General features: G+C 60.3%; 24 protein-coding genes. 10 read left to right on the top strand and 14 right to left on the bottom strand.

All coding sequences use genetic code 11. From position 1 onward, the window contains the following. The first annotated feature begins 73 nt into the window (after nucleotides 1-73). Nucleotides 74-1,072 carry a bile acid:sodium symporter family protein gene (locus ACJ8IL_RS12590; protein WP_025303778.1) on the top strand — a complete coding sequence of 333 codons (999 nt, stop codon included), beginning with the start codon at nucleotides 74-76 and terminating at the stop codon, nucleotides 1,070-1,072. Nucleotides 1,073-1,099: 27 nt separating this feature from the next. On the opposite strand, the gene ACJ8IL_RS12585 is transcribed toward ACJ8IL_RS12590, so the two are convergent. The 3 genes from ACJ8IL_RS12585 to zipA form a co-directional block, all read right to left on the bottom strand. Next, the gene (locus ACJ8IL_RS12585; RefSeq protein ID WP_127146823.1) at nucleotides 1,100-1,315 is read right to left on the bottom strand and encodes a DUF3820 family protein; all 216 of its coding nucleotides are present in this window, start codon (nucleotides 1,313-1,315) and stop codon (nucleotides 1,100-1,102) included. Next, nucleotides 1,315-3,336 (bottom strand): NAD-dependent DNA ligase LigA, encoded by a 2,022-nt coding sequence (gene ligA / locus ACJ8IL_RS12580; protein ID WP_025303779.1) that lies wholly within the window; start codon nucleotides 3,334-3,336, stop codon nucleotides 1,315-1,317. The genes ACJ8IL_RS12585 and ligA overlap by 1 nt, the downstream gene beginning before the upstream one ends. A gap of 79 nt (nucleotides 3,337-3,415) precedes the next feature. Further along, on the bottom strand, nucleotides 3,416-4,432 hold the full coding sequence (gene zipA, locus ACJ8IL_RS12575) for a cell division protein ZipA (protein WP_442516572.1): 1,017 nt from the start codon (nucleotides 4,430-4,432) through the stop codon (nucleotides 3,416-3,418). A 221-nt stretch (nucleotides 4,433-4,653) separates the two neighbouring features. Here zipA and cysZ point away from each other — a divergent pair, with 221 nt between their 5' ends. The 5 genes from cysZ (at nucleotide 4,654) to crr (ending at nucleotide 9,556) form a co-directional block, all read left to right on the top strand. Beyond that, complete coding sequence (cysZ, locus tag ACJ8IL_RS12570) at nucleotides 4,654-5,412, top strand: sulfate transporter CysZ (RefSeq protein WP_025303781.1); 759 nt, start codon at nucleotides 4,654-4,656, stop codon at nucleotides 5,410-5,412. Between the two features lie 185 nt (nucleotides 5,413-5,597). After that, nucleotides 5,598-6,566 carry a cysteine synthase A gene (gene cysK, locus ACJ8IL_RS12565; RefSeq protein WP_004936453.1) on the top strand — a complete coding sequence of 323 codons (969 nt, stop codon included), beginning with the start codon at nucleotides 5,598-5,600 and terminating at the stop codon, nucleotides 6,564-6,566. Between the two features lie 399 nt (nucleotides 6,567-6,965). Continuing rightward, entirely contained in the window at nucleotides 6,966-7,223 is a 258-nt protein-coding gene (ptsH, locus tag ACJ8IL_RS12560) for a phosphocarrier protein Hpr (protein ID WP_004936458.1), read from the top strand. Between the two features lie 46 nt (nucleotides 7,224-7,269). After that, a complete protein-coding gene (ptsI, locus tag ACJ8IL_RS12555) occupies nucleotides 7,270-8,997 on the top strand; it encodes a phosphoenolpyruvate-protein phosphotransferase PtsI (RefSeq protein ID WP_025303782.1) in 1,728 nt (575 codons plus the stop codon). A 49-nt stretch (nucleotides 8,998-9,046) separates the two neighbouring features. Continuing rightward, on the top strand, nucleotides 9,047-9,556 hold the full coding sequence (gene crr / locus ACJ8IL_RS12550) for a PTS glucose transporter subunit IIA (protein ID WP_004936467.1): 510 nt from the start codon (nucleotides 9,047-9,049) through the stop codon (nucleotides 9,554-9,556). Nucleotides 9,557-9,631: 75 nt separating this feature from the next. Here crr and ACJ8IL_RS12545 read toward each other — a convergent pair whose 3' ends face one another. The 10 genes from ACJ8IL_RS12545 to ACJ8IL_RS12500 all read right to left on the bottom strand — a co-directional run bounded on the left by ACJ8IL_RS12545 (nucleotide 9,632) and on the right by ACJ8IL_RS12500 (nucleotide 19,167). Then, nucleotides 9,632-10,957, bottom strand: coding sequence for an ATP-binding protein (locus ACJ8IL_RS12545; RefSeq protein ID WP_043140342.1), 1,326 nt, complete (start codon nucleotides 10,955-10,957; stop codon nucleotides 9,632-9,634). A 6-nt stretch (nucleotides 10,958-10,963) separates the two neighbouring features. Then, nucleotides 10,964-11,644, bottom strand: coding sequence for a response regulator transcription factor (locus tag ACJ8IL_RS12540; protein WP_025303784.1), 681 nt, complete (start codon nucleotides 11,642-11,644; stop codon nucleotides 10,964-10,966). A 252-nt stretch (nucleotides 11,645-11,896) separates the two neighbouring features. Next, nucleotides 11,897-12,778 carry a cysteine synthase CysM gene (gene cysM, locus ACJ8IL_RS12535; protein WP_025303785.1) on the bottom strand — a complete coding sequence of 294 codons (882 nt, stop codon included), beginning with the start codon at nucleotides 12,776-12,778 and terminating at the stop codon, nucleotides 11,897-11,899. A gap of 81 nt (nucleotides 12,779-12,859) precedes the next feature. Further along, nucleotides 12,860-13,948 carry a sulfate/thiosulfate ABC transporter ATP-binding protein CysA gene (gene cysA / locus ACJ8IL_RS12530; protein WP_025303786.1) on the bottom strand — a complete coding sequence of 363 codons (1,089 nt, stop codon included), beginning with the start codon at nucleotides 13,946-13,948 and terminating at the stop codon, nucleotides 12,860-12,862. After that, nucleotides 13,938-14,813, bottom strand: a complete 876-nt coding sequence (gene cysW, locus ACJ8IL_RS12525) for a sulfate/thiosulfate ABC transporter permease CysW (RefSeq protein ID WP_019453851.1) — start codon at nucleotides 14,811-14,813, stop codon at nucleotides 13,938-13,940. Before cysW ends, cysA begins: the two co-directional genes overlap by 11 nt. Then, nucleotides 14,813-15,652 (bottom strand): sulfate/thiosulfate ABC transporter permease CysT, encoded by an 840-nt coding sequence (gene cysT, locus ACJ8IL_RS12520; protein WP_019453852.1) that lies wholly within the window; start codon nucleotides 15,650-15,652, stop codon nucleotides 14,813-14,815. Before cysT ends, cysW begins: the two co-directional genes overlap by 1 nt. Continuing rightward, nucleotides 15,653-16,675, bottom strand: coding sequence for a sulfate ABC transporter substrate-binding protein (locus ACJ8IL_RS12515; protein WP_127146821.1), 1,023 nt, complete (start codon nucleotides 16,673-16,675; stop codon nucleotides 15,653-15,655). Between the two features lie 201 nt (nucleotides 16,676-16,876). Further along, nucleotides 16,877-17,776: a Dyp-type peroxidase gene (locus ACJ8IL_RS12510; protein WP_173889298.1), complete on the bottom strand. Its 900-nt coding sequence runs from the start codon at nucleotides 17,774-17,776 to the stop codon at nucleotides 16,877-16,879. Nucleotides 17,777-17,958: 182 nt separating this feature from the next. Then, complete coding sequence (locus ACJ8IL_RS12505) at nucleotides 17,959-18,546, bottom strand: RpoE-regulated lipoprotein (protein ID WP_004936494.1); 588 nt, start codon at nucleotides 18,544-18,546, stop codon at nucleotides 17,959-17,961. A 156-nt stretch (nucleotides 18,547-18,702) separates the two neighbouring features. Beyond that, entirely contained in the window at nucleotides 18,703-19,167 is a 465-nt protein-coding gene (locus tag ACJ8IL_RS12500) for a DUF2919 domain-containing protein (RefSeq protein WP_025303790.1), read from the bottom strand. Nucleotides 19,168-19,342: 175 nt separating this feature from the next. Here ACJ8IL_RS12500 and ACJ8IL_RS12495 point away from each other — a divergent pair, with 175 nt between their 5' ends. Further along, complete coding sequence (locus tag ACJ8IL_RS12495) at nucleotides 19,343-19,741, top strand: YgiW/YdeI family stress tolerance OB fold protein (RefSeq protein WP_043140358.1); 399 nt, start codon at nucleotides 19,343-19,345, stop codon at nucleotides 19,739-19,741. A gap of 42 nt (nucleotides 19,742-19,783) precedes the next feature. On the opposite strand, the gene ACJ8IL_RS12490 is transcribed toward ACJ8IL_RS12495, so the two are convergent. Beyond that, entirely contained in the window at nucleotides 19,784-20,209 is a 426-nt protein-coding gene (locus tag ACJ8IL_RS12490; protein ID WP_004936504.1) for a GNAT family acetyltransferase, read from the bottom strand. Between the two features lie 204 nt (nucleotides 20,210-20,413). On the opposite strand from ACJ8IL_RS12490, the gene amiA reads away from it, so the two are divergent. The 3 genes from amiA to ACJ8IL_RS12475 all read left to right on the top strand — a co-directional run bounded on the left by amiA (nucleotide 20,414) and on the right by ACJ8IL_RS12475 (nucleotide 22,736). Continuing rightward, nucleotides 20,414-21,295, top strand: coding sequence for an N-acetylmuramoyl-L-alanine amidase AmiA (amiA, locus tag ACJ8IL_RS12485; protein WP_164064348.1), 882 nt, complete (start codon nucleotides 20,414-20,416; stop codon nucleotides 21,293-21,295). Nucleotides 21,296-21,360: 65 nt separating this feature from the next. Continuing rightward, nucleotides 21,361-22,281 carry an oxygen-dependent coproporphyrinogen oxidase gene (gene hemF, locus ACJ8IL_RS12480; protein ID WP_442516571.1) on the top strand — a complete coding sequence of 307 codons (921 nt, stop codon included), beginning with the start codon at nucleotides 21,361-21,363 and terminating at the stop codon, nucleotides 22,279-22,281. After that, the gene (locus ACJ8IL_RS12475) at nucleotides 22,281-22,736 is read left to right on the top strand and encodes a YaiI/YqxD family protein (RefSeq protein WP_004936514.1); all 456 of its coding nucleotides are present in this window, start codon (nucleotides 22,281-22,283) and stop codon (nucleotides 22,734-22,736) included. The genes hemF and ACJ8IL_RS12475 overlap by 1 nt, the downstream gene beginning before the upstream one ends. Nucleotides 22,737-22,746: the final 10 nt, after the last annotated feature.

Raw genomic sequence — 22,746 nt, 5'->3', positions numbered from 1 at the left:
AATAAATCAATTTTATTATTATATGCCCGCGCGGGAGAATAGCCCCATCGATTTTCTACCCGAGCGCATCGCCATGAGATTCCTGCCCGATCGTTTTACCCTGACGCTGATCGCCACCGTGCTGCTGGCGTCGTTCCTGCCGGCGCGCGGCGAGTTCGTCGGCTGGCTCAACGCCCTGACCATCGCCGCCATCGCCCTGCTGTTTTTCATGCACGGCGCCAAGCTGTCGCGCGAGGCCATCCTGGCCGGCAGCAATAACTGGCGGCTGCATCTGTGGGTGATGTTCAGCACCTTCATCATTTTTCCGGCGCTGGGGATGCTGTTCGCCTGGTGGGCGCCGATCGACGTCAGCCCCGAACTGTACGCCGGTTTCATCTACCTGTGCATTCTGCCCGCCACCGTGCAGTCGGCCATCGCCTTCACCTCGCTGGCGGGCGGCAACGTCGCGGCGGCAGTGTGCAGCGCTTCCGCCTCCAGCCTGCTCGGGATCTTCGTATCGCCGCTGCTGGTCGGCCTGTTGATGAACGTGCACGGCGATACCGGCGGCCTGCGGCAGGTCGGTTCGATCGTGCTGCAGCTGCTGGTGCCGTTTGTCGCCGGCCACCTGCTGCGGCCGCTGATCGGCGGCTGGATCGAGCGCCATCGGCCGCTTATCGGTAAAACCGACCAGACCTCGATTCTGCTGGTAGTGTACGCCGCCTTCAGCGAGGCGGTGACGCACGGCATCTGGCATCAGGTGGGGATCGGTTCGCTGGCGTTTATCGTCGGCGGCAGCATCGTGCTGCTGGCGATCGTGCTGGTGGTGAACACTTACATGGCGCGTTGGCTGGGGTTCAGCAAAGCGGACGAGATCACCATCGTATTCTGCGGTTCGAAGAAGAGCCTGGCGAACGGCATTCCGATGGCCAATATCCTGTTCCCGGCGGCGACGGTGGGGATCATGGTGCTGCCGCTGATGGTGTTTCATCAGGTGCAGCTGATGACCTGCGCAGTGCTGGCCAAAAGATACCAGCGCAAGCAGCGAGCGCAACAGGCGGTGCCCAACGCCAACGCACAGGCGTCGCGCGGGTAAAAAAAAGACGGGCCAAGGCCCGTCAGTTCAGCTTTTCTTCAGCGGCTTGACCAAGTGGTCAAGCCCTTCGATTTTAATCGCCAGCGTCATCTCCATCAGCATGCCGAGCTTGCCTTTGGGGAATTCGCCCTTGCGGGCGAACCACAGCAGGTACTCTTCGGGCAGATCGATCAGCACCCGCCCCTGGTACTTGCCGAACGGCATCACGGTATTGGCGATCTCCAGCAGGTGTTCTTTTTCCATCACTCACCCAGCAAGCGGATCATCTCCGCTTCGTCGATCACGGCGATACCCAGCTCCTGCGCCTTCGCCAGCTTGGAACCGGCCGCCTCACCGGCGATCACCAGATCGGTTTTCTTCGACACGCTGCCGCTGACCTTGGCGCCCAGCGCCGTCAGGCGATCTTTGGCCTCGTCGCGCGACAGCTGGCTCAGCGAGCCGGTCAGCACCACGGTTTTGCCGGCGAACGGGCTGTCTATCTCTTCCGCCGCCACCACCACCGGCGCCGGCCAGTGGATGCCGATCTCGGCGCCCACCAGCTCGTTGATCACCTGCTGATTGAGCGCTTCATCGAGGAAGTTGCGAGTGTGTTTGGCCACCACTTCGCCGACGTCCGGCACCTCTTTCAGCGCCTCGATATCAGCGGCGAACAACTTCTCGAGCGATCCGAAATGCGCCGCCAGGTTGGCGGCGGTCGCTTCGCCGACCTCGCGAATGCCGAGCGCATACAGGAAGCGGGCGAAGGTGGTCTGTTTGGATTTCTCCAGCGCATTGACCAGGTTCTGCGCCGATTTCGGCCCCATGCGATCCAGACCGGTCAGAATGCCGGCGGACAGCCGGAACAGATCGGCCGGGTTCTTCACGTACTCCTTGTCCACCAGTTGCTCTATGATCTTGTCGCCCATGCCTTCAACGTCCAGCGCGCGGCGGGAAACGAAATGCTTCAACGCCTCTTTGCGCTGCGCGCCGCAGATAAGACCGCCGGTGCAGCGCGCCACGGCTTCGCCTTCCACGCGCTCAACGTCGGAGCCGCACACCGGGCAGTGCAGCGGGAACACCACTTCGCGCGCATCCTGCGGCCGGCGGTCTTCCAGCACCCCCACCACCTGCGGGATCACGTCGCCGGCACGGCGCACGATCACCGTATCGCCGATGCGCAGCCCCAACCGCTCAATTTCATCGGCATTGTGCAAGGTGGCATTGCTGACGGTCACCCCGGCCACCAACACCGGCTCAAGGCGGGCCACCGGCGTAATCGCGCCGGTGCGGCCAACCTGAAACTCCACTTCGCGCACCACGGTGATCTGCTCCTGGGCCGGGAATTTGAACGCCGTCGCCCAACGCGGTGCTCGCGCCACAAAGCCCAGCGTTTCCTGCAGATCGATGTCGTCAATCTTGATCACCACGCCGTCGATGTCGAAACCGAGCTGTGCCCGGTCCTGCTCGACCTGACGATAAAACGCCAGCACTTCCTCGCTGCCGGTGCGGCGCTGGGCGCGATCGCTAACCGGCAGGCCCCAGGCCTTGAACTGCATCAGGCGCTCAAAGTGGCTGCGCGGCAGCTCGCCGCCTTCCAGCAGGCCGACGCCGTAGCAGAAGAAGGTCAGCGGCCGTTTAGCGGTAATGCGCGGATCGAGCTGGCGCAGCGAACCGGCGGCGGCGTTGCGCGGATTGGCAAACACCTTGCCGTCTTTGCGCCGCGCCTCTTCGTTCATCTGTTCAAAACCGGCCTGCGGCATGAACACTTCGCCGCGCACTTCCAGCCGGCGCGGGATGTTGTCGCCGGTCAGGCGCAGCGGGATGGCGCGAATGGTACGCACGTTGGTGGTGATGTTCTCCCCGGTGGTGCCATCGCCGCGCGTCGCCGCGCGCACCAGTTCGCCGTCTTCATACAGCAGGCTGACCGCCAGGCCATCCAGCTTCAGTTCGCAGCAGAAGGTCAGCGGATCGCTGCTTTTGAGCCTGTCCTGCACGCGCTTGTAAAACGCCAGGAAACTTTCTTCGTCGAACACGTTGTCCAGCGACAGCATCGGCACTTCGTGACGCACCTGGTCGAACGCCGCAAGCGGCGCCGCGCCCACGCGCTGGGTCGGCGAATCGGCGGTGATCAGCTCCGGATGCGCGCTCTCGAGCTCGCGCAGCTCGCGCATCAGGCGGTCATATTCCGCATCCGGCACTTCGGGCGCATCCAGCACATGATACTGGTATTCATGATGGCGCAATGTGGCTCGTAGTTGATTGATTTGTTGGATTATCGATTCCATGGCTCACCATCAAAGATAAAAAACCCCCGGCTAGCGGGGGCTTTGTTGTTACGGATGTTCAGTGCGCGCGGCAACCCGGTCAGGCGTTGTTTTCCAACACTTCACGGATACGCGCTTTGTAGGTTTCCAGCTTCTGCGGCGTCATCATGCGGCGCTCGTCGTCCAGCACCACGCCGCCCACATCGTCGGCGATGCGCTGCGCCGACTGCAGCATCAGCTTGAAGTTCTGATTGGCGTCGCCGTAAGACGGCACCATCATGAACATCGACACGCCCGGCGTGGAGAAATCGGACATCATGTCAGGATCGAACGACCCCGGCTTGACCATGTTCGCCAGGCTGAACAGCACCGGGCCGCTGCCGGCCGGGCTGATATGACGGTGGAAGATGCCCATCTCGCCAAACTGGAAGCCGGCCTGCAACACGCTCTGCAGCAGCACTTCGCCGCCGATCACACCGCCCTGGTGGGCCGTGACGTGCAGCACCAGCACGGTCTCTTTCAGTTTAGCCTGAACTGGCGCGGCCGCCGGCTGCGGTGCAGGTTCCGGCGCAGGCTTCACTTCCGGCGCTTGCTGCACTGGGGCTGGCTCGGCGTGGAATGCCGGTTCCGCCCCCTGCGGCGCCTCATGTTCATGCGGCAGATCGTCGACGCGCGGCTCACGGCGCGCGGCCGGTTGCGGTTGCTGCGATTCGGCCTGTTCTTCGTCCGACGCATAGTTGTTCAGCAGGATGTCATCATACTCCGGCCGCTGAGACAGCGGAGGCGGCGTCTGATGGGCAGCCGGCTGAACGGCGTGGGGCGCTGGCGCAGCCGCCGGAGCGGGCTTCGGCGCGGCCACGGGTTCTTCGCGTGCGGCATCGAAATGGCCGAATGACGGCTCGTCTTGCGGGTGAGCGGCGCGTACGCGCACCTCACCGACGCCTTCTTCGAGATCGTCGATCGGAGTTTGTTCACGTTCCTTTTGGGAACGTTTGGCTGGGCGATCGCGGAAGAGCGCTGACCGTTCTTTGCGACTGGTCCACAGACCGTGCAATAACAGCGCTATTATGGCGATCGCGCCAACAACGATTAATATCAGACGCAAATCCTGCATCATTGCTATCTCTGTTGTTCCAATACATTGCCACCGCGGCAAACATTCACTCTTTAACTCTATTTGCCCGCGCACACAAGTGCAAGTCCGTGCTGAACTTTATGCCAATAAAGATGATTATACTGCCTTTTTCTGCTGGTTTTTCAGCCAACCCTACCCTAGCCAGTGGAAAATCATCCCTATATGATAATGATGCCTGTTCAGACAACGAGATAACTTAAGATATGTCCTATACGCAGCTCCCTTCCCGCTCGACCAGCGGCATTCACTATTTCGCCGAAGGCTGGCGCCTGATTTCGCGCCCGGGGATTAAACGCTATGTGGTCCTGCCGTTGCTGGTCAACGTGCTGCTGATGGGCTCCGCTTTCTGGTGGCTGTTCAGCCGGCTTGGCGATTGGATCCCGGCGATGATGAGCCACGTTCCCGACTGGCTGCAATGGTTGAGCTACCTGCTGTGGCCGCTGGCGGTCATTTCGGTGCTGCTGGTGTTCAGCTATCTATTCAGCACTATCACCAATCTGATCGCCGCGCCGTTCTGCGGCCTGCTGGCCGAGCAGCTCGAAGGCAGCCTGACCGGCAAACCGCTGCCGGACACCGGCCTGCTCGGCATCGCCAAAGATCTGCCGCGCATCATGGCGCGCGAATGGCGCAAGCTAATGTATTACCTGCCGCGCGCGCTGCTGCTGCTGGCGCTGTACTTCGTGCCCGGCATCGGCCAGACGGTGGCGCCGGTGCTGTGGTTCCTGTTCAGCGCCTGGATGCTGGCGATCCAGTATTGCGACTACCCGTTCGACAACCACAAGGTGAGCTTTGCCGACATGCGCCGCGCTTTGCGCCAGCACAAAACCGACAATCTGCAGTTCGGCGCGCTGGTCAGCCTCTTTACCATGATCCCGATCCTCAACCTGGTGATCCTGCCGGTCGCCGTCTGCGGCGCCACCGCGATGTGGGTCGATCGTTATCGCACGCAATTCGTCCGATAATCGCTGTTTTTTACCGCCGACAGCGCGGGAATTTTCGACAGGGCGCGCATTTCGCGCCCTTATCATTGTGCTTAAAACTTATTTCCTAATAACATATAGATATACCAATTCTTTACTTCCCTGCCGGTACTGTTAGCGTATGCTTTCGATGTTCCCCACATTTTCATAGAGTTAAAGGACGGGCTATGAGCAAGATATATGAAGACAACTCATTAACAATCGGCCATACGCCGCTGGTTCGTCTGAACCGTATCGGCAACGGACGCATTCTGGCCAAGGTTGAATCACGTAACCCGAGCTTCAGCGTCAAATGCCGCATCGGTGCCAATATGATTTGGGATGCGGAACAACGCGGCGTGCTGACCGCCGGCAAGGAACTGGTGGAGCCGACCAGCGGCAACACCGGCATCGCGCTGGCCTTCGTCGCCGCTGCGCGCGGTTACAAGCTGACGCTGACCATGCCGGAAACCATGAGCATCGAGCGCCGCAAGCTGCTCAAGGCGCTGGGCGCCAATCTGGTGCTGACCGAAGGGGCGAAAGGCATGAAAGGCGCCATCGCCAAAGCCGAAGAGATCGTCGCCACCGATCCGAACCGTTACCTGATCCTGCAGCAGTTCAGCAACCCGGCCAACCCGGCCATCCATGAAAAAACCACCGGCCCAGAAATCTGGGAAGACACCGATGGGGAAGTCGACGTGTTCATCTCCGGCGTCGGCACCGGCGGCACATTGACCGGCGTCAGCCGCTACATCAAGAACACCAAAGGCAAGGCCATCACCACCGTGGCGGTCGAGCCGACCGACTCGCCGGTCATCAGCCAGGCGCTGGCCGGTGAAGAGCTGAAACCGGGCCCGCACAAGATCCAGGGCATCGGCGCCGGCTTCATTCCGGGCAACCTCGATCTTGACCTGGTGGATCGCGTCGAGAAAGTCTCCAACGACGAAGCCATCAGCATGGCGCGTCGTCTGATGGACGAAGAAGGCATCCTGGCGGGCATCTCTTCCGGCGCAGCGGTCGCGGCGGCGGTGAAACTGGCCGAAGAACCGGCGTTCGCCGACAAGACTATCGTGGTCATCCTGCCCTCTTCCGGCGAACGTTATCTCAGCACCGCGCTGTTCGCCGATCTGTTCACCGAGCAGGAATTGCAGCAGTAATTCCGCAACTGCACAAATCGCTAAAAAAGCACCCTGCGGGGTGCTTTTTTGTGGACTGGATCAAACTTTATAGCAGTCCAAGATTGCTTTTGCCCGTCGCCTTTAGTATTTAACGTTGCATTATTTCGATGCGCAAAATTAATCACTCTCCGAGCACGGTCAAGGCTGAATCGATTTACTCATCTGTCGCCGACGCGGCGAATCGGGCATAATGGGGAGCGGATTGGAACGACGTCTAAAGCCGAGTTTTTTGATCTGAAGTGCCTAACGCGTCGTTTTCTGTTGCATCAACGTTCGCCCCTGTCCATAGTCAGGCGCTATAACCAGACAAGTTAAAGTCAGGCCCCTGGGCTAAACTTTAACTCCACAACATTAATCCAATAAGTTGGGGAAACATCAATGTTCCAGCAAGAAGTTACTATTACCGCTCCGAATGGTCTGCATACTCGCCCTGCCGCTCAGTTCGTTAAAGAAGCCAAAGGCTTCACGTCTGACATCACCGTGACCTCCAACGGCAAAAGCGCCAGCGCTAAAAGCCTGTTCAAACTGCAAACTCTGGGGCTGACTCAAGGGACCGTAGTGACCATCTCAGCTGAAGGTGAAGACGAGCAGAAAGCCGTTGAGCACTTGGTAAAACTGATGGCAGAGCTTGAGTAATCGGCCCGTCTTTTTAGTTAACACCAGTCAAGAGTAAGGTAGGGTTATGATTTCAGGCATTTTAGTATCACCGGGCATCGCTTTTGGTAAGGCTCTCTTGCTGAAAGAAGACGACATCGTCATCAACCGGAAAAAAATCTCTGCTGATCAAGTAGAGCAGGAAGTCTCGCGTTTTCTGGCCGGCCGCGCGAAAGCGTCCGAACAGCTGGAAGCGATCAAGACCAAAGCTGGCGAAACCTTCGGCGAAGAGAAGGAAGCTATCTTCGAAGGCCACATCATGTTGCTGGAAGACGAAGAGCTTGAGCAGGAAATCATAGCCCTAATCAAAGACGATCTGGCCTCCGCAGACGCCGCCGCCTACACCGTGATCGAAGGTCAGGCAAAAGCGTTGGAAGAGCTGGACGACGAATACCTGAAAGAACGCGCCGCCGACGTGCGCGACATCGGCAAACGCCTGCTGCAAAACATTCTGGGCATGCCGATCGTCGATCTGGGCTCCATTCAGGACGAAGTGATCCTGGTGGCCACCGATCTGACCCCGTCCGAGACCGCGCAGCTGAACCTGGACAAAGTGCTGGGCTTCATTACCGATCTCGGCGGCCGCACCTCCCACACCTCTATCATGGCGCGCTCCCTGGAGCTGCCGGCGATCGTCGGTACCAGCGACGTGACCAAGCAGGTGAAAAACGACGACTACCTGATTCTGGATGCGGTTAACAACAAAATTTACGTTAATCCGACCGCTGACGTTATCGATCAGCTGAAAGCCGCCCAGAACCAATACATCACCGAGAAAAACGATCTGGCCAAGCTGAAGGACCTGCCGGCGATTACGCTGGACGGCCATCAGGTTGAAGTCTGCGCCAACATCGGCACCGTGCGCGACGTCGCGGGTGCAGAGCGCAACGGCGCGGAAGGCGTCGGCCTGTACCGTACCGAATTCCTGTTCATGGACCGCGACTCGCTGCCAACCGAAGACGAGCAGTTCCAGGCTTATAAAGCCGTGGCGGAAGCCATGGGCTCGCAGGCCGTGATCGTCCGCACCATGGACATCGGCGGCGACAAAGACCTGCCGTACATGAACCTGCCGAAGGAAGAGAACCCGTTCCTCGGCTGGCGCGCCATCCGCATCGCGATGGACCGCCGTGAAATCCTGCACGCCCAGCTGCGCGCCATCCTGCGCGCCTCGGCGTTCGGCAAACTGCGCATCATGTTCCCGATGATCATCTCCGTGGAAGAAGTGCGCGATCTGAAAGGCGAAATCGAGACGCTGAAGGCGCAGCTGCGCGAAGAAGGCAAGGCGTTTGACGAGAGCATCGAGGTGGGCGTGATGGTGGAAACACCGGCTGCGGCGGTCATCGCTCACCACCTGGCGAAAGAAGTCGACTTCTTTAGTATTGGGACAAACGATCTAACCCAGTATACTCTGGCGGTAGATCGCGGCAACGAGCTGATTTCTCATCTCTATAACCCGATGTCCCCATCAGTACTTAGCCTGATCAAACAGGTTATTGATGCATCTCACGCAGAAGGCAAGTGGACCGGCATGTGCGGCGAACTGGCTGGCGATGAGCGTGCTACACTGTTGTTATTGGGCATGGGGCTGGATGAGTTCAGCATGAGTGCGATTTCAATCCCGCGCATCAAGAAAATTATTCGTAACACGAATTTCGAAGATGTGAAGGCGTTGGCAGCGCAGGCCTTGGCACAGCCAACGGCACAAGACCTGATGAATTGCGTCAATAAATTCATCGAAGAAAAAACGCTCTGCTAAACTTCCAAGACACTGGAACGCCGCCCAATTTAATGCTTAGGAGAAGATCATGGGTTTGTTCGATAAACTGAAATCTCTGGTTTCTGATGACAAGAAAGACACGGGCACTATCGAGATCGTCGCTCCCCTTTCTGGCGAAATCGTCAATATCGAAGATGTGCCGGACGTAGTGTTCGCTGAAAAAATCGTTGGCGACGGTATCGCCATCAAACCGGCCGGTAACAAAATGGTTGCTCCGGTTGACGGCACCATCGGTAAGATTTTCGAAACCAACCATGCATTCTCTATCGAATCCGACAGCGGCATTGAGCTGTTCGTCCACTTCGGCATCGATACCGTAGAACTGAAAGGCGAAGGCTTCAAACGCATCGCCGAAGAAGGTCAGCGCGTCAAGAAAGGTGACGTGGTTATCGAGTTCAACCTGCCACTGCTGGAAGAGAAAGCCAAGTCTACCCTGACGCCGGTCGTTATCTCCAACATGGACGAGATCAAAGAGCTGATCAAACTGTCCGGCAGCGTGACCGTTGGCGAAACCCCGATCATCCGCATCAAGAAGTAAGCGCGGATGAGCAAGAAAAACGGCGCCCTCGGCGCCGTTTTTTTATCCCCTTCGTCGTATCCCAATCTCGCTACGTTATGACGACCAGCGCGGGATACGCAGGGTAATGACCAGCCCCTCTTTGTCGCCGTTGCGCGCCTCAACCTGGCCGCCGTGCGCCAATACCACCTTGCGGGTAATCGCCAGCCCCAAGCCGTAACCCTTGCCCGACTGCGCCGACTTCACACGCACGAACGGATCGAAGATGCTCGACAGCTTCGCCTCTTCGACCCCCGGCCCCTGATCGCTGACGGCGATCTGGAACTGGTTATCGACGCGCGACAGCGCCACCGTCACCCGCTGGCCGTGGCTGGAAAAGCGCAGCGCATTGCGCACGATGTTGTCCACCGCTCGCCGCATCAGCTCCGCATTGCCTTTGACGGTATACTCCACGTCCGACTCGGCCTGCAGCACGATATCCACGCCGGGCACCTGCGCCTCGTAGCGTGCATCACTCACCACCGCGTCCACCAGGCCGTACAGATCGAAATACTCCTCGTCCGGCAGGCTACTGTGTTCGGTACGCGACAACGCCAGCAGCTCGCCGATCATTTTGTCCAGCCGCCCCGACTCGTGTTCGATACGTTTGAGCGAGGCTTCGACGTTACCGGCATTCTGCCGCGCCAGGCCAATCGCCAGCTGCAGGCGCGCCAGCGGTGAACGCAGCTCGTGCGAAACGTCATGAAGTAACTGCTCGCGGGCGCTAACCAGCAGTTCCAGCCGCTCGGCCATGGTGTCGAAATCGCGCGCCACGTCGGACAGCTCGTCATGGCGGCGCCGCATGTTCGGGAACAGCCGCACCGACAGATCGCCCTGCGCCACCCGATCCAGGCCGCCGCGCAGCTGACGCATCGGCCGGGTCAGGTTCCAGGCCAGCACGGCGCTGAACAGCAAACCGCCCAGCCCGCCGACCCACAGCATCGGCGCAGGAATGTTGAAGAAGTGGGAACGCCGCTCCGGCCGATACTCTTCCCGCAGCCCGCGCACGTCATAGCTCAGCCAGTAACCTTGCCCTTCCCCGGTCTGCACCCAGGCGGAAATCGCTTTCGGCATACGACGCCCTTCAAACACCGGTTCTTCCGGCGCGGGCGGCGGCGGTTGGGTCATCGGCGTAACCGACAGCAGACGCCTGTCGTCCTCGGGCCAGTCGCGCATCAGGGCTTCCAGCGCCGGCATACCGCCGCTGCGCAACTGGGTGGCGGCGGAGGTCAGTTGCAGGCCAATGACCCGCCGCGCCATGGCGTTCTCCGGCGGCACATAACGATCGCCATAAAGAGAAAACGCCACCCACAGCGCCTGCGTCATGATGAGGAAGGTCAACCAAAAGCCGAGTAAAATTTTCCAGAACAGTCTTCCGCGCATATCAGGTTACCGGATGCGATAGCCGATGCTGCGCACCGTCTCGATGCTGAGCTTACTGCCGGCCAACGCGCTCAGCTTCTGGCGAATATTGCTGATGTGCACGTCCACGCTGCGGTCATAGGCCTCACGCGGGCGCCCCAGCCCCTTCTCGGACAGCTCGTCCTTCGACACCACGCGATCCGGCGCGCGCAGCAACAGCTCCAACAGATTGAATTCCGAAGCGGTCAGATCAAACGCCTTACCGCGCCATTCGCTGCTGCGGGTTGAAGGGTTTAGCGTCAGCTCGCCGAAGCTGATGGCGGCTTCGTCGTCCGCCTCTTGCGGCCGCTCTTCGAAACGGCGCAGCACCGCGCGCAGACGCGCCACCAATTCGCGCGGGTAGCACGGTTTGGGCATGTAATCGTCAGCGCCCATCTCCAGGCCAATCACCCGATCGATGTTGTCGCCTTTGGCGGTCAACATGATGATCGGCAGCCGGCTCTTTTTACGTACGTCCCGCAGCACGTCAATGCCGCTCATGTCCGGCAGCATGATGTCGAGGATCATCGCGGTATAGTCGCCCGACAGCGCGCCCTCTACCCCCGCCTTGCCCGTCAGCACTAGCGTGGCATCGAAGCCTTCGCCGGTCAGGTATTCGCTCAGCATGGTGCCAAGCTCCAGGTCATCGTCGACCAGTAAAATTTTCATGCCTTGCTCCTTCACCGATTTTCGTTATTTTCCCGCCAATTCCGCCGGCCCGCAGCCGGTTTTACTCAATCCTTACACATCGCTCTTTGCGTCTCGCCACCGTTATTGTGGCCGCTGCCGCGCAATTTCTCTACTTCAGTCATGGCATTGGCGCACGAGCAAGCGGCAGCTACCACGCAAGCGGGGCTGCCGTCTGTCGAAAGGAAAGGGGGAAAGATTCTCCCGACGGAACACACCGCCGGGAAGGAGCGATCAGTCGAACACGCCGGTAGAGAGGTAACGGTCGCCGCGATCGCAAACGATCGCCACCACGACGCTGCCAGGGTGGGCCGCCGCGATGCGCAAGGCGCCGGCTACCGCACCGCCGGAGCTGACGCCGCAGAAAATGCCTTCACGCTGCGCCAACTGGCGCATGGTCTGCTCGGCATCGCCCTGTTCGATATCCAACACCTGATCCACCAGCTCCGGGCGGAAAATCCCCGGCAGGTAAGCAGGCGACCAACGGCGAATGCCGGGGATGCTGCTGCCCTCCGCCGGCTGCAGGCCGACGATCTGCACCTGCGGATTCTGGCTCTTCAGGTAACCGCCCACGCCGGTAATGGTGCCGGTGGTGCCCATGCTGGAAACGAAGTGCGTGATGCGCCCTTCGGTCTGGCGCCAGATCTCCGGGCCAGTGGTGGTGAAGTGGGCATAAGGATTGTCGAGATTGTTAAACTGATCCAGCACCTTGCCCTGCCCCTGGCGCTGCATCTCCAACGCCAGATCGCGCGCCCCTTCCATCCCCTGCTCACGGCTGACCAGGATCAGTTCCGCACCGTAGGCGCGCATCGCCGCCTGCCGTTCCAGGCTCATGTTCTCCGGCATCAGCAGCTTCAGCGTATAGCCTTTCAATGCAGCGATCATCGCCAGTGCAATACCGGTGTTGCCGCTGGTAGCCTCGATCAGCACGTCGCCGGGCTTGATCTCCCCGCGCAGCTCCGCCTGCTGGATCATCGCCAACGCGGCGCGATCCTTCACCGATCCCGCCGGGTTATTGCCTTCCAGTTTGACCCATACTTCGCTGCCCGCCTGGGCGGCCAGCCGTTGCAGTTTTACCAGCGGGGTATTCCCGATGCATTGTTCGAGCGTTGTCACGATCTTTGCCTGTGTGTTGGTGTGCGTAAAGTAAAAAGGCAACCCTGGGGTTGCCTTGAAAAAAAGGGCTGTTAAAACCTATCAGGCGCTTTTGGCTAACGCAACAGGTTGCAGCAGTTGATCGCCGGCATACAGCCGCGCATTGAGGCTGCCGACGTAATAACGGCCGCCGCGCACCGGCGTGGCGTTGCCTTCCGGCAGCACTATGCTTATCGGTTCCTGATGCCAGCCGATCGGCTGCACCGTCAGCTGCCAGAAATGGCCGCGCGGGCTGACTTCCAGCACCTGAACCGGCAGCGGGCAACGTTCGCTGCTTTCGGTCGCCACTTCCATTTCCCACGGGCGCAGGAACAGATCGACGCTGCCCTGGTGCATCGGCTGGAACGACAGCGGCCACTGGTGCGCGCCGACGAACAGCTGGGAGCCGCGAATTTCGCCGTTCAGGCGGTTCACTTCCCCCATGAATTCCAGCACGAAGCGGCTGGCCGGCTCGCGCATAATCTCCTCCGGCGAGCCAACCTGTTCGATATTACCCTGGCTCATCACCACGATGCGGTCGGCCACTTCCATCGCTTCTTCCTGATCGTGGGTGACGAATACGCTGGTGAACTTCAGCTCTTCGTGCAGTTGGCGCAGCCAGCGACGCAGCTCTTTACGCACCTGCGCATCCAGCGCGCCAAACGGCTCGTCCAGCAGCAGAATTTGCGGTTCCACCGCCAGGGCGCGCGCCAGCGCCACGCGCTGTTTCTGGCCGCCGGACAGCTGCGACGGGTAGCGATTGGCCAAATGGCCAAGCTGCACCATGTCCAGCAACTGAGTGACTTTCTGTTTGATCGCCGCGGCGTTCGGCCGCTCGCGGCGTGGCAGCACGGTCAGGCCGAAGGCGATGTTGTCGAACACCGTCATGTGGCGGAACAGCGCATAGTGCTGAAACACGAAACCCACGCGCCTGTCGCGTGCATGCATGTGGCTGACGTCGGTGCCGTGGAAGCCCAGCTTGCCGCCGCTCTGGCTTTCCAGCCCGGCGATGATGCGCAGCAGCGTGGTCTTGCCGGAACCGGACGGCCCGAGCAGCGCCACCATCTCGCCGGAAGCAATATCGAGCGAGATATCGTTCAATACCTTGGTGCGACCGAAGTACTTGTTGATGCCGTTAATCTCAATGCTCATGATTTTCCTCCCGCTCGAGACGCGCGTTTTGACGTTCCAGACGCCACTGCAGCGCACTCTTCAAAAATAGGGTAACGATCGCCATCAGGGTCAACAGCGCGGCAGCGGTAAAGGAACCGACGGTGTTGTAATCCTGCTGCAACAGCTCGACCTGCAGCGGCAGACTGTAGGTTTCTCCGCGAATCGAACCGGACACCACCGACACCGCGCCGAACTCGCCGATGGCGCGTGCGTTGGTCAGCACCACGCCATACAGCAGCGCCCAGCGAATGTTGGGCAGCGTCACGCGGCGGAACATCTGCCAGCCGGACGCCCCCAGCAGAATGGCGGCCTCGTCTTCCTGGCTGCCCTGGCTGAGCATCATCGGCACCAGCTCGCGCACCACGAAGGGACAGGTGACGAAAATAGTCACCAACACCATGCCCGGCCAGGAGAACATGATCTGGATGTTATGCGCATCCAGCCAGCCGCCCAGCAGGCCGTTGCTGCCGTAAAACAGCAGGTAAATCAGCCCCGCCACCACCGGTGAAACGGCGAACGGGATATCGATCAGCGTCAGCAGCAGCTGGCGGCCGGGGAAGGTGAAACGCGTCACCAGCCACGCCAGCAACGTGCCGAACACCAGGTTAAACGGCACGGTAATCAGCGCGATCAAGACCGTCAGCCAAATGGCGTGCAGCATGTCCGGATCGAGCAAGTTGCTCCACATCGCGCCGAATCCTTTGGAAAAGGCCTCGGCGAAAATCGACATCATCGGCACCACCAGCAGCAGCACCGAGAACAGCGCGCCGATAGCGATCAGCGTCCACTTGCCCCAGTTGACGCGCGGGCGCTCGGCGCCATTGAAGGCGGAAACATCAGCCATCAGTGCCCTCCTCCCAAACGTCTGCCGAAGCGGCTTTGCAATACGTTAATGCTGAACAGCAGCAGCAGCGACGCCGCCAGGATCACCGAGGCGATGGCGCTGGCCGCCGGGTAATCGAACTCCTGCAAACGCACAAAAATCATCAGCGAGGTCACTTCCGTCTTCCAGGCGATGTTGCCGGCGATGAAAATCACCGCGCCGAACTCGCCCAGGCTACGGGTAAAGGAGATGGCGGTGCCGGCCAGCAATGCCGGCGCCACCTCGGGCAGCACCACGCGGCGAAAACTCTGCCAGCGCGTGGCGCCCAGCGTCTCGGCCGCCTCTTCGTATTCCGGCCCCAGCTCTTCCAGCACCGGCTGCACGGTGCGCACCACAAACGGCAAGCTGGTGAACGCCATCGCTACCGCGATCCCGAGCCAGGTAAAGGTAACCTTGATGTCGAAGTGCGCCAGCCACTGACCGTACCAGCCGGTGGTAGAAAACAGCCCCGCCAGCGTCAGGCCGGCCACCGCCGTCGGCAGCGCGAACGGCAGATCGATCAGGCCATCCAGCAGCGAACGGCCGGGAAAACGGTAGCGCGTCAGGATCCAGGCCATCAGCATGCCGAACACCGCATTGAACAGGCTGGCAACGCCGGCCGCCAGCAGCGTCACTTTATACGCCGCCACCACCTGCGGGTTGGATATCACTTCCCAATATTGCGCCAGGCTCATCTGCGCCAGCTGCATCACCAGCGCGGTGAGCGGCAGCAGCAGGATCAAACAGGTATAAAACAGACTGCTGCCGAGGCTGAGGCCAAATCCGGGCAGCACCCGCTTACTGGACGACAACGCCAACATTTACTTGCGCCCTGCCGCTAACAGCTGATCCAGCTCGCCGCCGGTGGCGAAATGGGTTTTCATCACCTGCGGCCAGCCGCCAAATTGATCTTCCACCCGGAACAGTTGGGTGTCCGGGAATTGCCCCTTGGCCGCCGCCATCGCTTTCTGGTCATACACGCGGTAGTAGAAGCTGGTGATCACCTGCTGCGCCGCCGGGCTGTAGAGATAGTTCAGATAGGCTTTGGCCGCCTGTTCGGTGCCGTTGCGCTCGACGTTTTTGTCGACCCAGGCCACCGGGAACTCCGCCAGAATATCGACCGGCGGCACGATCACTTCGTACTTGTCTTCACCGTATTGCTTGCGGATGTTGTTCACTTCGGACTCGAAGCTGATCAGCACGTCGCCCAAACCGCGCTCGACGAAGGTGGTGGTCGCGCCGCGGCCGCCGGTATCGAACACCAGCACGTTCTTCAGGAAACGGGTCATGAAGGCGCGAGTCTTGGCCGTATCATTGCCGTCGGCCTGGCTGGCGGCGCCCCAGGCAGCCAGATAGGTATAACGGCCGTTGCCGGAGGTTTTCGGGTTCGGGAACACCAGTTTCACGTCGTCACGCACCAGATCGTTCCAGGTGTGGATGCCCTTCGGGTTGTCCTTGCGCACCAGAAACGCCATGGTGGAATAGAACGGCGAGCTGTTGTTCGGCAGGCGCGACTGCCAGTCCGCCGGGATCAGCTGCCCGCGATCGTGCAGGATCTGTACGTCGGTGACCTGGTTGTAAGTCACCACGTCGGCACGCAGGCCCTGCAGGATCGCCAGCGCCTGCTTCGACGAGCCGGCGTGCGATTGTTTGATGGTCAGCTTGTCGTTCGGATGCTGTTGATTCCACTGCTGTTCAAAGCCGGGATTCAGCGCGACGAACAATTCACGGGAAACGTCATAAGAGCTGTTCAGCAATTCCGCCGCCGACGCAGCACCGCTCGCCAACAGCGCAGCCGCCAGCCAACCTTTCAGCACGAGATTTTTAACCCGGTTTTGTTTCATTCTGCACCTTATCACTGAGTCATTCCTTCAGGCTTTCGCCTTATTGACGACCAGTGTATTTATAACTAGGTGCGGAGCTGTAACGCTTTTATATACCGTTTGGTGATTTACAAGCATCAAACGCTATAAGGCAGGGAATGCGAGGCGTTTTCGGGACGGAAAAACGGGCCGAAGCCGGGCGCACCGGCTTCGGCAACGGCGTCAAAGTGACAGCAGGCGCGTTAGCGATGGCGCAAAGTAGTAGCTGCCGGTGACCGCACGGCTGAAACGCAGCATCGCGTCGCGTTTGCCGTCCAGATCGCCGAACATGCTTAGCAGCTGCTGCTCGATATTGTGCAGGCGCGCGCAATAGGCAATGAAGAACAGGCCGTGCTTACCGCTGGCGGTGCCGTAAGGCAAGCTCTGGCGCAGAATTTTCAGGCCCTTGCCATTCTCTTTCAGATCGACGCGGCTGACATGGGAGGTATCCGGGCGCTGATCCGCAGGCAGTTCTTCGCTGTCGTGCTTGGTGCGGCCGATGATCTGCTCCTGCTGCTCGGTGGTAAAGCGCTGCCACTGGCGCAGGTTGTGCTCGTAACGTTGCACCAGCACGTAGCTGCCGCCTGCGTCCTCTTCGCCTTCGGCGATCGTCGCCACTACCGGGCGCTGATCGCCCTGCGGGTTTTCGGTGCCGTCGATGAAGCCGCTCAGATCGCGCTCTTCCACCCAACGGAAACCGTGGGTTTCTTCTTCAATCTTGATGACGTTGCCGAACGCCGCCAGCGCGGCCTGCGCCAGCGTGAAGTTGACGTCGTGACGCAGCGACTGGATGTGGATCAGCATATCGCGTTGGGTGGCCGGCGCCAGCCCTTTGCCGAGCGGCGTGAACGGCTTCAGCTCTTTCGCCCCCTGGCCGCTGGAGAGATCGTGCCAAACGTCGTAGCCGAAAGCGATCACCGCGCCAAGGCGCGCATCGGGGAACTGCTGCTGCAGCTCGCTCAGCGTCTGACAAAACTGCTTGCAGCCCTGGCGCAAGTCGGCGAATTCGCCCTGTACGCTGGCTTCCATAAAAATGGCGAAACGGCAGTGCTCCAGCAAAATGCCGCTCTGAACCTGTGTCATGTTGTTATCCTCGATACCAGAATCCGGCAACAGGTAAGGTATGGCGGTTGACGCGCGGGTTCCCTGTTACAAACGCGCGCTATCATACCGCAAGCACGGGCGATTGCCTTGCAGCAGCGCAAAGAAAATAGGGGTAATGGCTTGAAAAGGCAGGCGCCGTGAACCGGCGCCCGTTGAACGCATTACTGCTGCGGCTTGGCGTGCCAGATGATTTTGCTGACCGTCCAACTTTTCAGGGTGTCGTCCGGCGGAATGATATCCTGCGCCCCGGCCCACTTGCCGCTGAAGATGTAGGTGACGTACTTGCTCTGCTCCGCCACGCACTCCACTTTACCGGCGTCTTCGCCGCTGCCCGGTTTACAGGAGCCGAACGCCTTGCTGTACATATCGCCGAACGGCGTGCCGAGCTTGTTGCCCCACTCCGTCGCCACTTTCGGATCCAGCACGTCCACCCGCTGCAGGCGCCCCTTCGGTTCGCCGGTGATCACCAGCTTCACCTCGTCGCCGGACAGCGCCTGGTAGTAAGAGACGATCTGGCCGTTGTTGGTCGCCATGCCGCCGCGCAGACGGTAGTTGCCGTCCAGCCCGTCGTTGATGGCGCTTTCCGACATCGGCGTGCCGGCGTTGAGCTTGCCGACGCCCTTGGCGCCGACCTCCAGGCTGCTGCCGAACCAGTTGAACGGCGACAGGCTGGACCAGGAGAAATTGGACATGCTCGAACAGCCGGTCAATAACAGCGGAAGCCCTAACAGCAGGGGGCGAATATTCATCTCTAGCTCCTTAAACATCAATGGCACGGGGCGGTAACCCGCCCCTGCCGCACTCGGCGTTTTGCTGCGTGCCAGCCTCTCACAACGGCCCGCACTACGCCAACGGTTGCCAGCTTGGAGTGCGGAAAATGCGAAAAGTGCCGCACTTCTCGGCAATTAGTCGGCGTGCTCCGCCGGCGCGAAACAGGCTTTCAGACGCGCATTCAACAGCAGATAGCTCAGCGCGAGCGCATCGAGCAGCGCCAGCGTCAGTTCCAGCCCCGGCGCATCACCGTCCTGGCGCCACAGGCTGAACAACGCGCCGCAGAGCGACGCCAGCACGGAGATAACCAGCCCCCAGCGCCAGCCGCGCCACAGCCGCGGCCATTGATGGCGACGGCCGCTCAGCAAAAACGCCAGCGCTGCCGGCAAGCCGAGCAACATGCCGTACCAAAAACGTTGGGTATCCGGATAAAACAGCGCCAGCAAGCTTTCGCCCTGTTCACGCGAAACGCCGGCCATCACGAACAGCAGCCAGGTGCGCGCCTGCAGAATCAGCACGGCCCAAAATCCCAGCGGCAGCCGCAGCGCGCCGTGCTGGTCGTAATCATCCGGGGAAAACCGGGGTGAGAATGGCTTCAACGATCGTTCCTTGCCAACAGAATAAAGACTATGGCTACAGATGGGCGCCGGCGATGGGAATTTCAATATGTCGGCTTAAGAAGCTCTTAAGATCGGCGTGTTTTAATGCTTATCACTAAGCAAGCAACCCGATATCAGCGGGATGTGATTTTCGATAACAATAAGGAAGCGCAACATGAAAAAACTGACTCTGGCCGCTCTGATCGCGCTGTGCAGCGCACCGGTACTGGCGCAACAAGGCGGGTTCCTCGATCCGGCCGCGCCGCAGGCCCAAACGCAAACCACCGCACAAGGTGGTTTCGCCGGCCCCAGCGCAGCGCTGACCACCGTGGACAAGGTGAAATCGCTGAGCGACGACACCTGGGTGATGCTGCAGGGCAACATCGAGCAGCGCATCGGCGACGAAACCTATACTTTCCGCGACGCCACCGGCACCCTGACGGTCGATATCGACCGCAAACGCTGGAACGGCCAAACCGTTACGCCAAAAGACAAGGTGCAGTTGGAAGGCAAAGTGGATAAAGACTGGAACAGCGTCGAAGTGGACGTGAAAACCGTCAAAAAGCTGCCGTAATGCACTGCGTCGGGCGGGGCAACGCCGCCGCCCGACGCGCGATCAATATTCCTGATCTTCGATCAGCCGCTTGCCCAGGCTGGTGATGCCCTGGATCTCGTAGCCGAGCTTCTCGTACATCTCGACCACCGTGTCGTTGTCTTCGCGCACCATAATCTGGATCTTCGGGCAGCCGCGGGCGATCAGCTTCTTCTCCAGACGATTGATCAACGCATTGGCGATGCCACGCCCGCGATAGTCGGGGTGCACCCCGAGGTAATACGCCGAGCCGCGGTGGCCGTCATAGCCGCCCATCACCGAGCCGACTACTTCGCCGCCAACTTCCGCCACCAGGAACAGCTCCGGATCGTGGTTCAGCTTGCGCTCGATGTCCATTTCCGGATCGTTCCAGGGCCGCAGCAGATCGCAGCGCTCCCACAGGGTAATGACTTCTTCAAAGTCGTCTTGTCGAAATACGCGAATTTCCATCGATGTTGGCCGCTGTTAATTAAGGTGTTTATCTGATTATCGCGTGATTATTCACTTACGCAATATCAAACTGCGATTTACCGCGCTATTTACCCGGAAATCGCCGGTAACAGGCGTAATAAATGGAAATAGTTATCGGGTCGATTAATGATTATCAATACGATATAACGTCGCAAAATAGAAACGTCGATGGAGCGTTGCGTAATGAAAAAGCAGGGTAAACAATTCCTCAATTTTAAGCCGCTTGCCGTTTCCCCGACGCGACGCCAACTTTTGCTTTCCGGCCTGGCGGTCGCGCTGTTCGGCGTGAAAAGCCACAGCGCCAAGGCGGAAGGCATGCTGCGCAATCAGCACAGCAAACCGGCGGCGAAACCGGCCGGCGGCAAAAAGCGGGTGATGATCGATCCCGGCCACGGCGGCATTGACTCGGGCGCGGTCGGCCACGAAGGTTCGCAGGAAAAACACATCGTGCTGGAAATCGCCAACCACGTGCGCCGTTTTCTGCATGAGCATGACCACGTCGAGGCGCGCCTGACGCGCGAAGAAGACGAGTTCATTCCGCTGTTCCAGCGGGTGGAGATCGCCCACCAGCACCAGGCCGATCTGTTCATTTCGATTCACGCCGACGGTTTTACCAGCCCGTCGGCCTCCGGCGCTTCGGTGTTCGCCCTCTCCAACCGCGGCGCCAGCAGCGCCATGGCGCGCTACCTGTCCAACCGTGAAAACGCCGCCGACGACGTGGCGGGCGGCAAATATAAGGATCAGGACAACTACCTGCAGCAGGTGCTGTTCGATCTGGTGCAAACCGACACCATCAACAACAGCCTGACGCTCGGCCGCCACGTGCTCGGCCAAATTCGCCCGGTCCACCACCTGCACAGCGACAGCACGGAACAGGCGGCGTTTGCGGTATTGAAATCCCCGTCCATTCCCTCGGTGCTGGTGGAAACCTCGTTCATCACCAACCCGAACGAAGAGCGGCTGCTGGGCACCACCGCGTTTCGCGAGAAAATCGCCCGCGCCATCGCGGACGGCATCATCAATTTCTTCAATTACTTCGATACCCACCAGCGCAAACCCCGCTGATGCCGCGGGCGGCGAATAAGAGTATACTCAGCGCCTTGTTCAGCCAGACGCTATAAAGACCCCGCATGAGTTTACCTAACATCGCTGAAGTAAAATCCTTCCTGCTGGCGCTGCAGGATCATATCTGCGCGCAGCTCGCCCAGGCCGACGGCGGCGCCGTGTTCACCGAAGACCAATGGACGCGTGAAGAAGGCGGCGGTGGCCGCAGCCGCGTACTGACCAACGGCGCGGTGTTCGAACAGGCGGGGGTTAACTTCTCGCACGTCTCCGGCGCTACCCTGCCGGCCTCGGCGACCGCGCACCGTCCGGAACTGGCCGGGCGCAGCTTCCAGGCGATGGGCGTCTCATTGGTTATCCATCCGCTCAGCCCCTACGTGCCCACCAGCCACGCCAACGTGCGTTTCTTCATCGCCGAAAAACCGGGCGAAGCGCCGGTGTGGTGGTTCGGCGGCGGCTTTGATCTGACGCCGTTCTACGGCTTCGAAGAGGATGCCGTGCACTGGCACCGCACCGCGGCCGATCTGTGCGCGCCGTTCGGCGACGAGGTCTACCCGAAATACAAGCAATGGTGTGACGATTACTTCTTCATCAAGCACCGCAACGAAGCGCGCGGCATCGGCGGCCTGTTCTACGACGATCTGAACACCCCGGACTTCGACCACTGCTTCGCCTTCACCCGCGCGGTGGGCCAGGGCTTCCTCGACGCCTATCTGCCGATCGTCGAAAAACGCAAGACCTTGACCTGGGGCAAGCGTGAGCGCCAGTTCCAGCTGTACCGCCGCGGCCGCTACGTGGAGTTCAACCTGGTGTGGGATCGCGGCACGCTGTTCGGGCTGCAAACCGGCGGGCGCACCGAGTCCATCCTGATGTCGATGCCGCCGCTGGTGCGTTGGGAATATAACTACCAGCCGGAAGGCGACAGTCCGGAAGCGGCACTGGCGCGCGATTTCCTGCCGGTGCGTGACTGGCTGCAGGAGCCGAAATGATGCAGATTTGGGTCGATGCGGACGCCTGTCCGAACGTGATCAAAGAGGTGCTGTTCCGCGCCGCCGATCGTACCGCCATCACCGTGACGCTGGTGGCGAACCAACCATTGCGCACGCCGCCGTCGAAGTACATCCGTTCGCTGCAGGTGGCGGCCGGCTTCGACGTAGCCGACAACGAGATCGTGCGCCGCTGCGAAGCGGGCGATCTGGTGATCACCGCCGATATCCCGCTGGCGGCGGAGGTGATAGAGAAAGGCGCGGTGGCGCTGAACCCGCGCGGCGAACGCTATACGCCGGACACCATCCGCGAGCGTCTCAACATGCGCGATTTTATGGATACCCTGCGCGCCAGCGGCATTCAGACCGGCGGCCCGAACGCCCTGAACCAGCGCGACCGCCAGCAGTTCGCCAACGAGCTGGACAAATGGCTGCTGCAGGCGAAACGGGCGCAGTGACTGCGCCCTG

This window comes from Serratia sp. CY47444 (genome assembly GCF_052168635.1).
GTDB classification, from domain to species: domain Bacteria; phylum Pseudomonadota; class Gammaproteobacteria; order Enterobacterales; family Enterobacteriaceae; genus Serratia; species Serratia bockelmannii.
This window is presented reverse-complemented; position numbering and strand designations above follow the sequence as displayed.

Coding starts and splice junctions, on each gene's coding strand:
- ACJ8IL_RS12545 (WP_043140342.1), bottom strand. CDS start 10,957: ATGCGCGGAAGACTGTTCTGGAAAATTTTACTCGGCTTTTGGTTGACC.
- ACJ8IL_RS12515 (WP_127146821.1), bottom strand. CDS start 16,675: ATGAAACAAAACCGGGTTAAAAATCTCGTGCTGAAAGGTTGGCTGGCG.
- ACJ8IL_RS12475 (WP_004936514.1), top strand. CDS start 22,281: ATGCAGATTTGGGTCGATGCGGACGCCTGTCCGAACGTGATCAAAGAG.
- crr (WP_004936467.1), top strand. CDS start 9,047: ATGGGTTTGTTCGATAAACTGAAATCTCTGGTTTCTGATGACAAGAAA.
- zipA (WP_442516572.1), bottom strand. CDS start 4,432: ATGATGCAGGATTTGCGTCTGATATTAATCGTTGTTGGCGCGATCGCC.
- ptsI (WP_025303782.1), top strand. CDS start 7,270: ATGATTTCAGGCATTTTAGTATCACCGGGCATCGCTTTTGGTAAGGCT.
- cysZ (WP_025303781.1), top strand. CDS start 4,654: ATGTCCTATACGCAGCTCCCTTCCCGCTCGACCAGCGGCATTCACTAT.
- ACJ8IL_RS12590 (WP_025303778.1), top strand. CDS start 74: ATGAGATTCCTGCCCGATCGTTTTACCCTGACGCTGATCGCCACCGTG.
- cysW (WP_019453851.1), bottom strand. CDS start 14,813: ATGGCTGATGTTTCCGCCTTCAATGGCGCCGAGCGCCCGCGCGTCAAC.
- cysT (WP_019453852.1), bottom strand. CDS start 15,652: ATGTTGGCGTTGTCGTCCAGTAAGCGGGTGCTGCCCGGATTTGGCCTC.
- ligA (WP_025303779.1), bottom strand. CDS start 3,336: ATGGAATCGATAATCCAACAAATCAATCAACTACGAGCCACATTGCGC.
- amiA (WP_164064348.1), top strand. CDS start 20,414: ATGAAAAAGCAGGGTAAACAATTCCTCAATTTTAAGCCGCTTGCCGTT.
- ACJ8IL_RS12510 (WP_173889298.1), bottom strand. CDS start 17,776: ATGACACAGGTTCAGAGCGGCATTTTGCTGGAGCACTGCCGTTTCGCC.
- ACJ8IL_RS12490 (WP_004936504.1), bottom strand. CDS start 20,209: ATGGAAATTCGCGTATTTCGACAAGACGACTTTGAAGAAGTCATTACC.
- cysK (WP_004936453.1), top strand. CDS start 5,598: ATGAGCAAGATATATGAAGACAACTCATTAACAATCGGCCATACGCCG.
- ACJ8IL_RS12585 (WP_127146823.1), bottom strand. CDS start 1,315: ATGGAAAAAGAACACCTGCTGGAGATCGCCAATACCGTGATGCCGTTC.
- hemF (WP_442516571.1), top strand. CDS start 21,361: ATGAGTTTACCTAACATCGCTGAAGTAAAATCCTTCCTGCTGGCGCTG.
- cysA (WP_025303786.1), bottom strand. CDS start 13,948: ATGAGCATTGAGATTAACGGCATCAACAAGTACTTCGGTCGCACCAAG.
- ACJ8IL_RS12505 (WP_004936494.1), bottom strand. CDS start 18,546: ATGAATATTCGCCCCCTGCTGTTAGGGCTTCCGCTGTTATTGACCGGC.
- ACJ8IL_RS12540 (WP_025303784.1), bottom strand. CDS start 11,644: ATGAAAATTTTACTGGTCGACGATGACCTGGAGCTTGGCACCATGCTG.
- ACJ8IL_RS12495 (WP_043140358.1), top strand. CDS start 19,343: ATGAAAAAACTGACTCTGGCCGCTCTGATCGCGCTGTGCAGCGCACCG.
- ptsH (WP_004936458.1), top strand. CDS start 6,966: ATGTTCCAGCAAGAAGTTACTATTACCGCTCCGAATGGTCTGCATACT.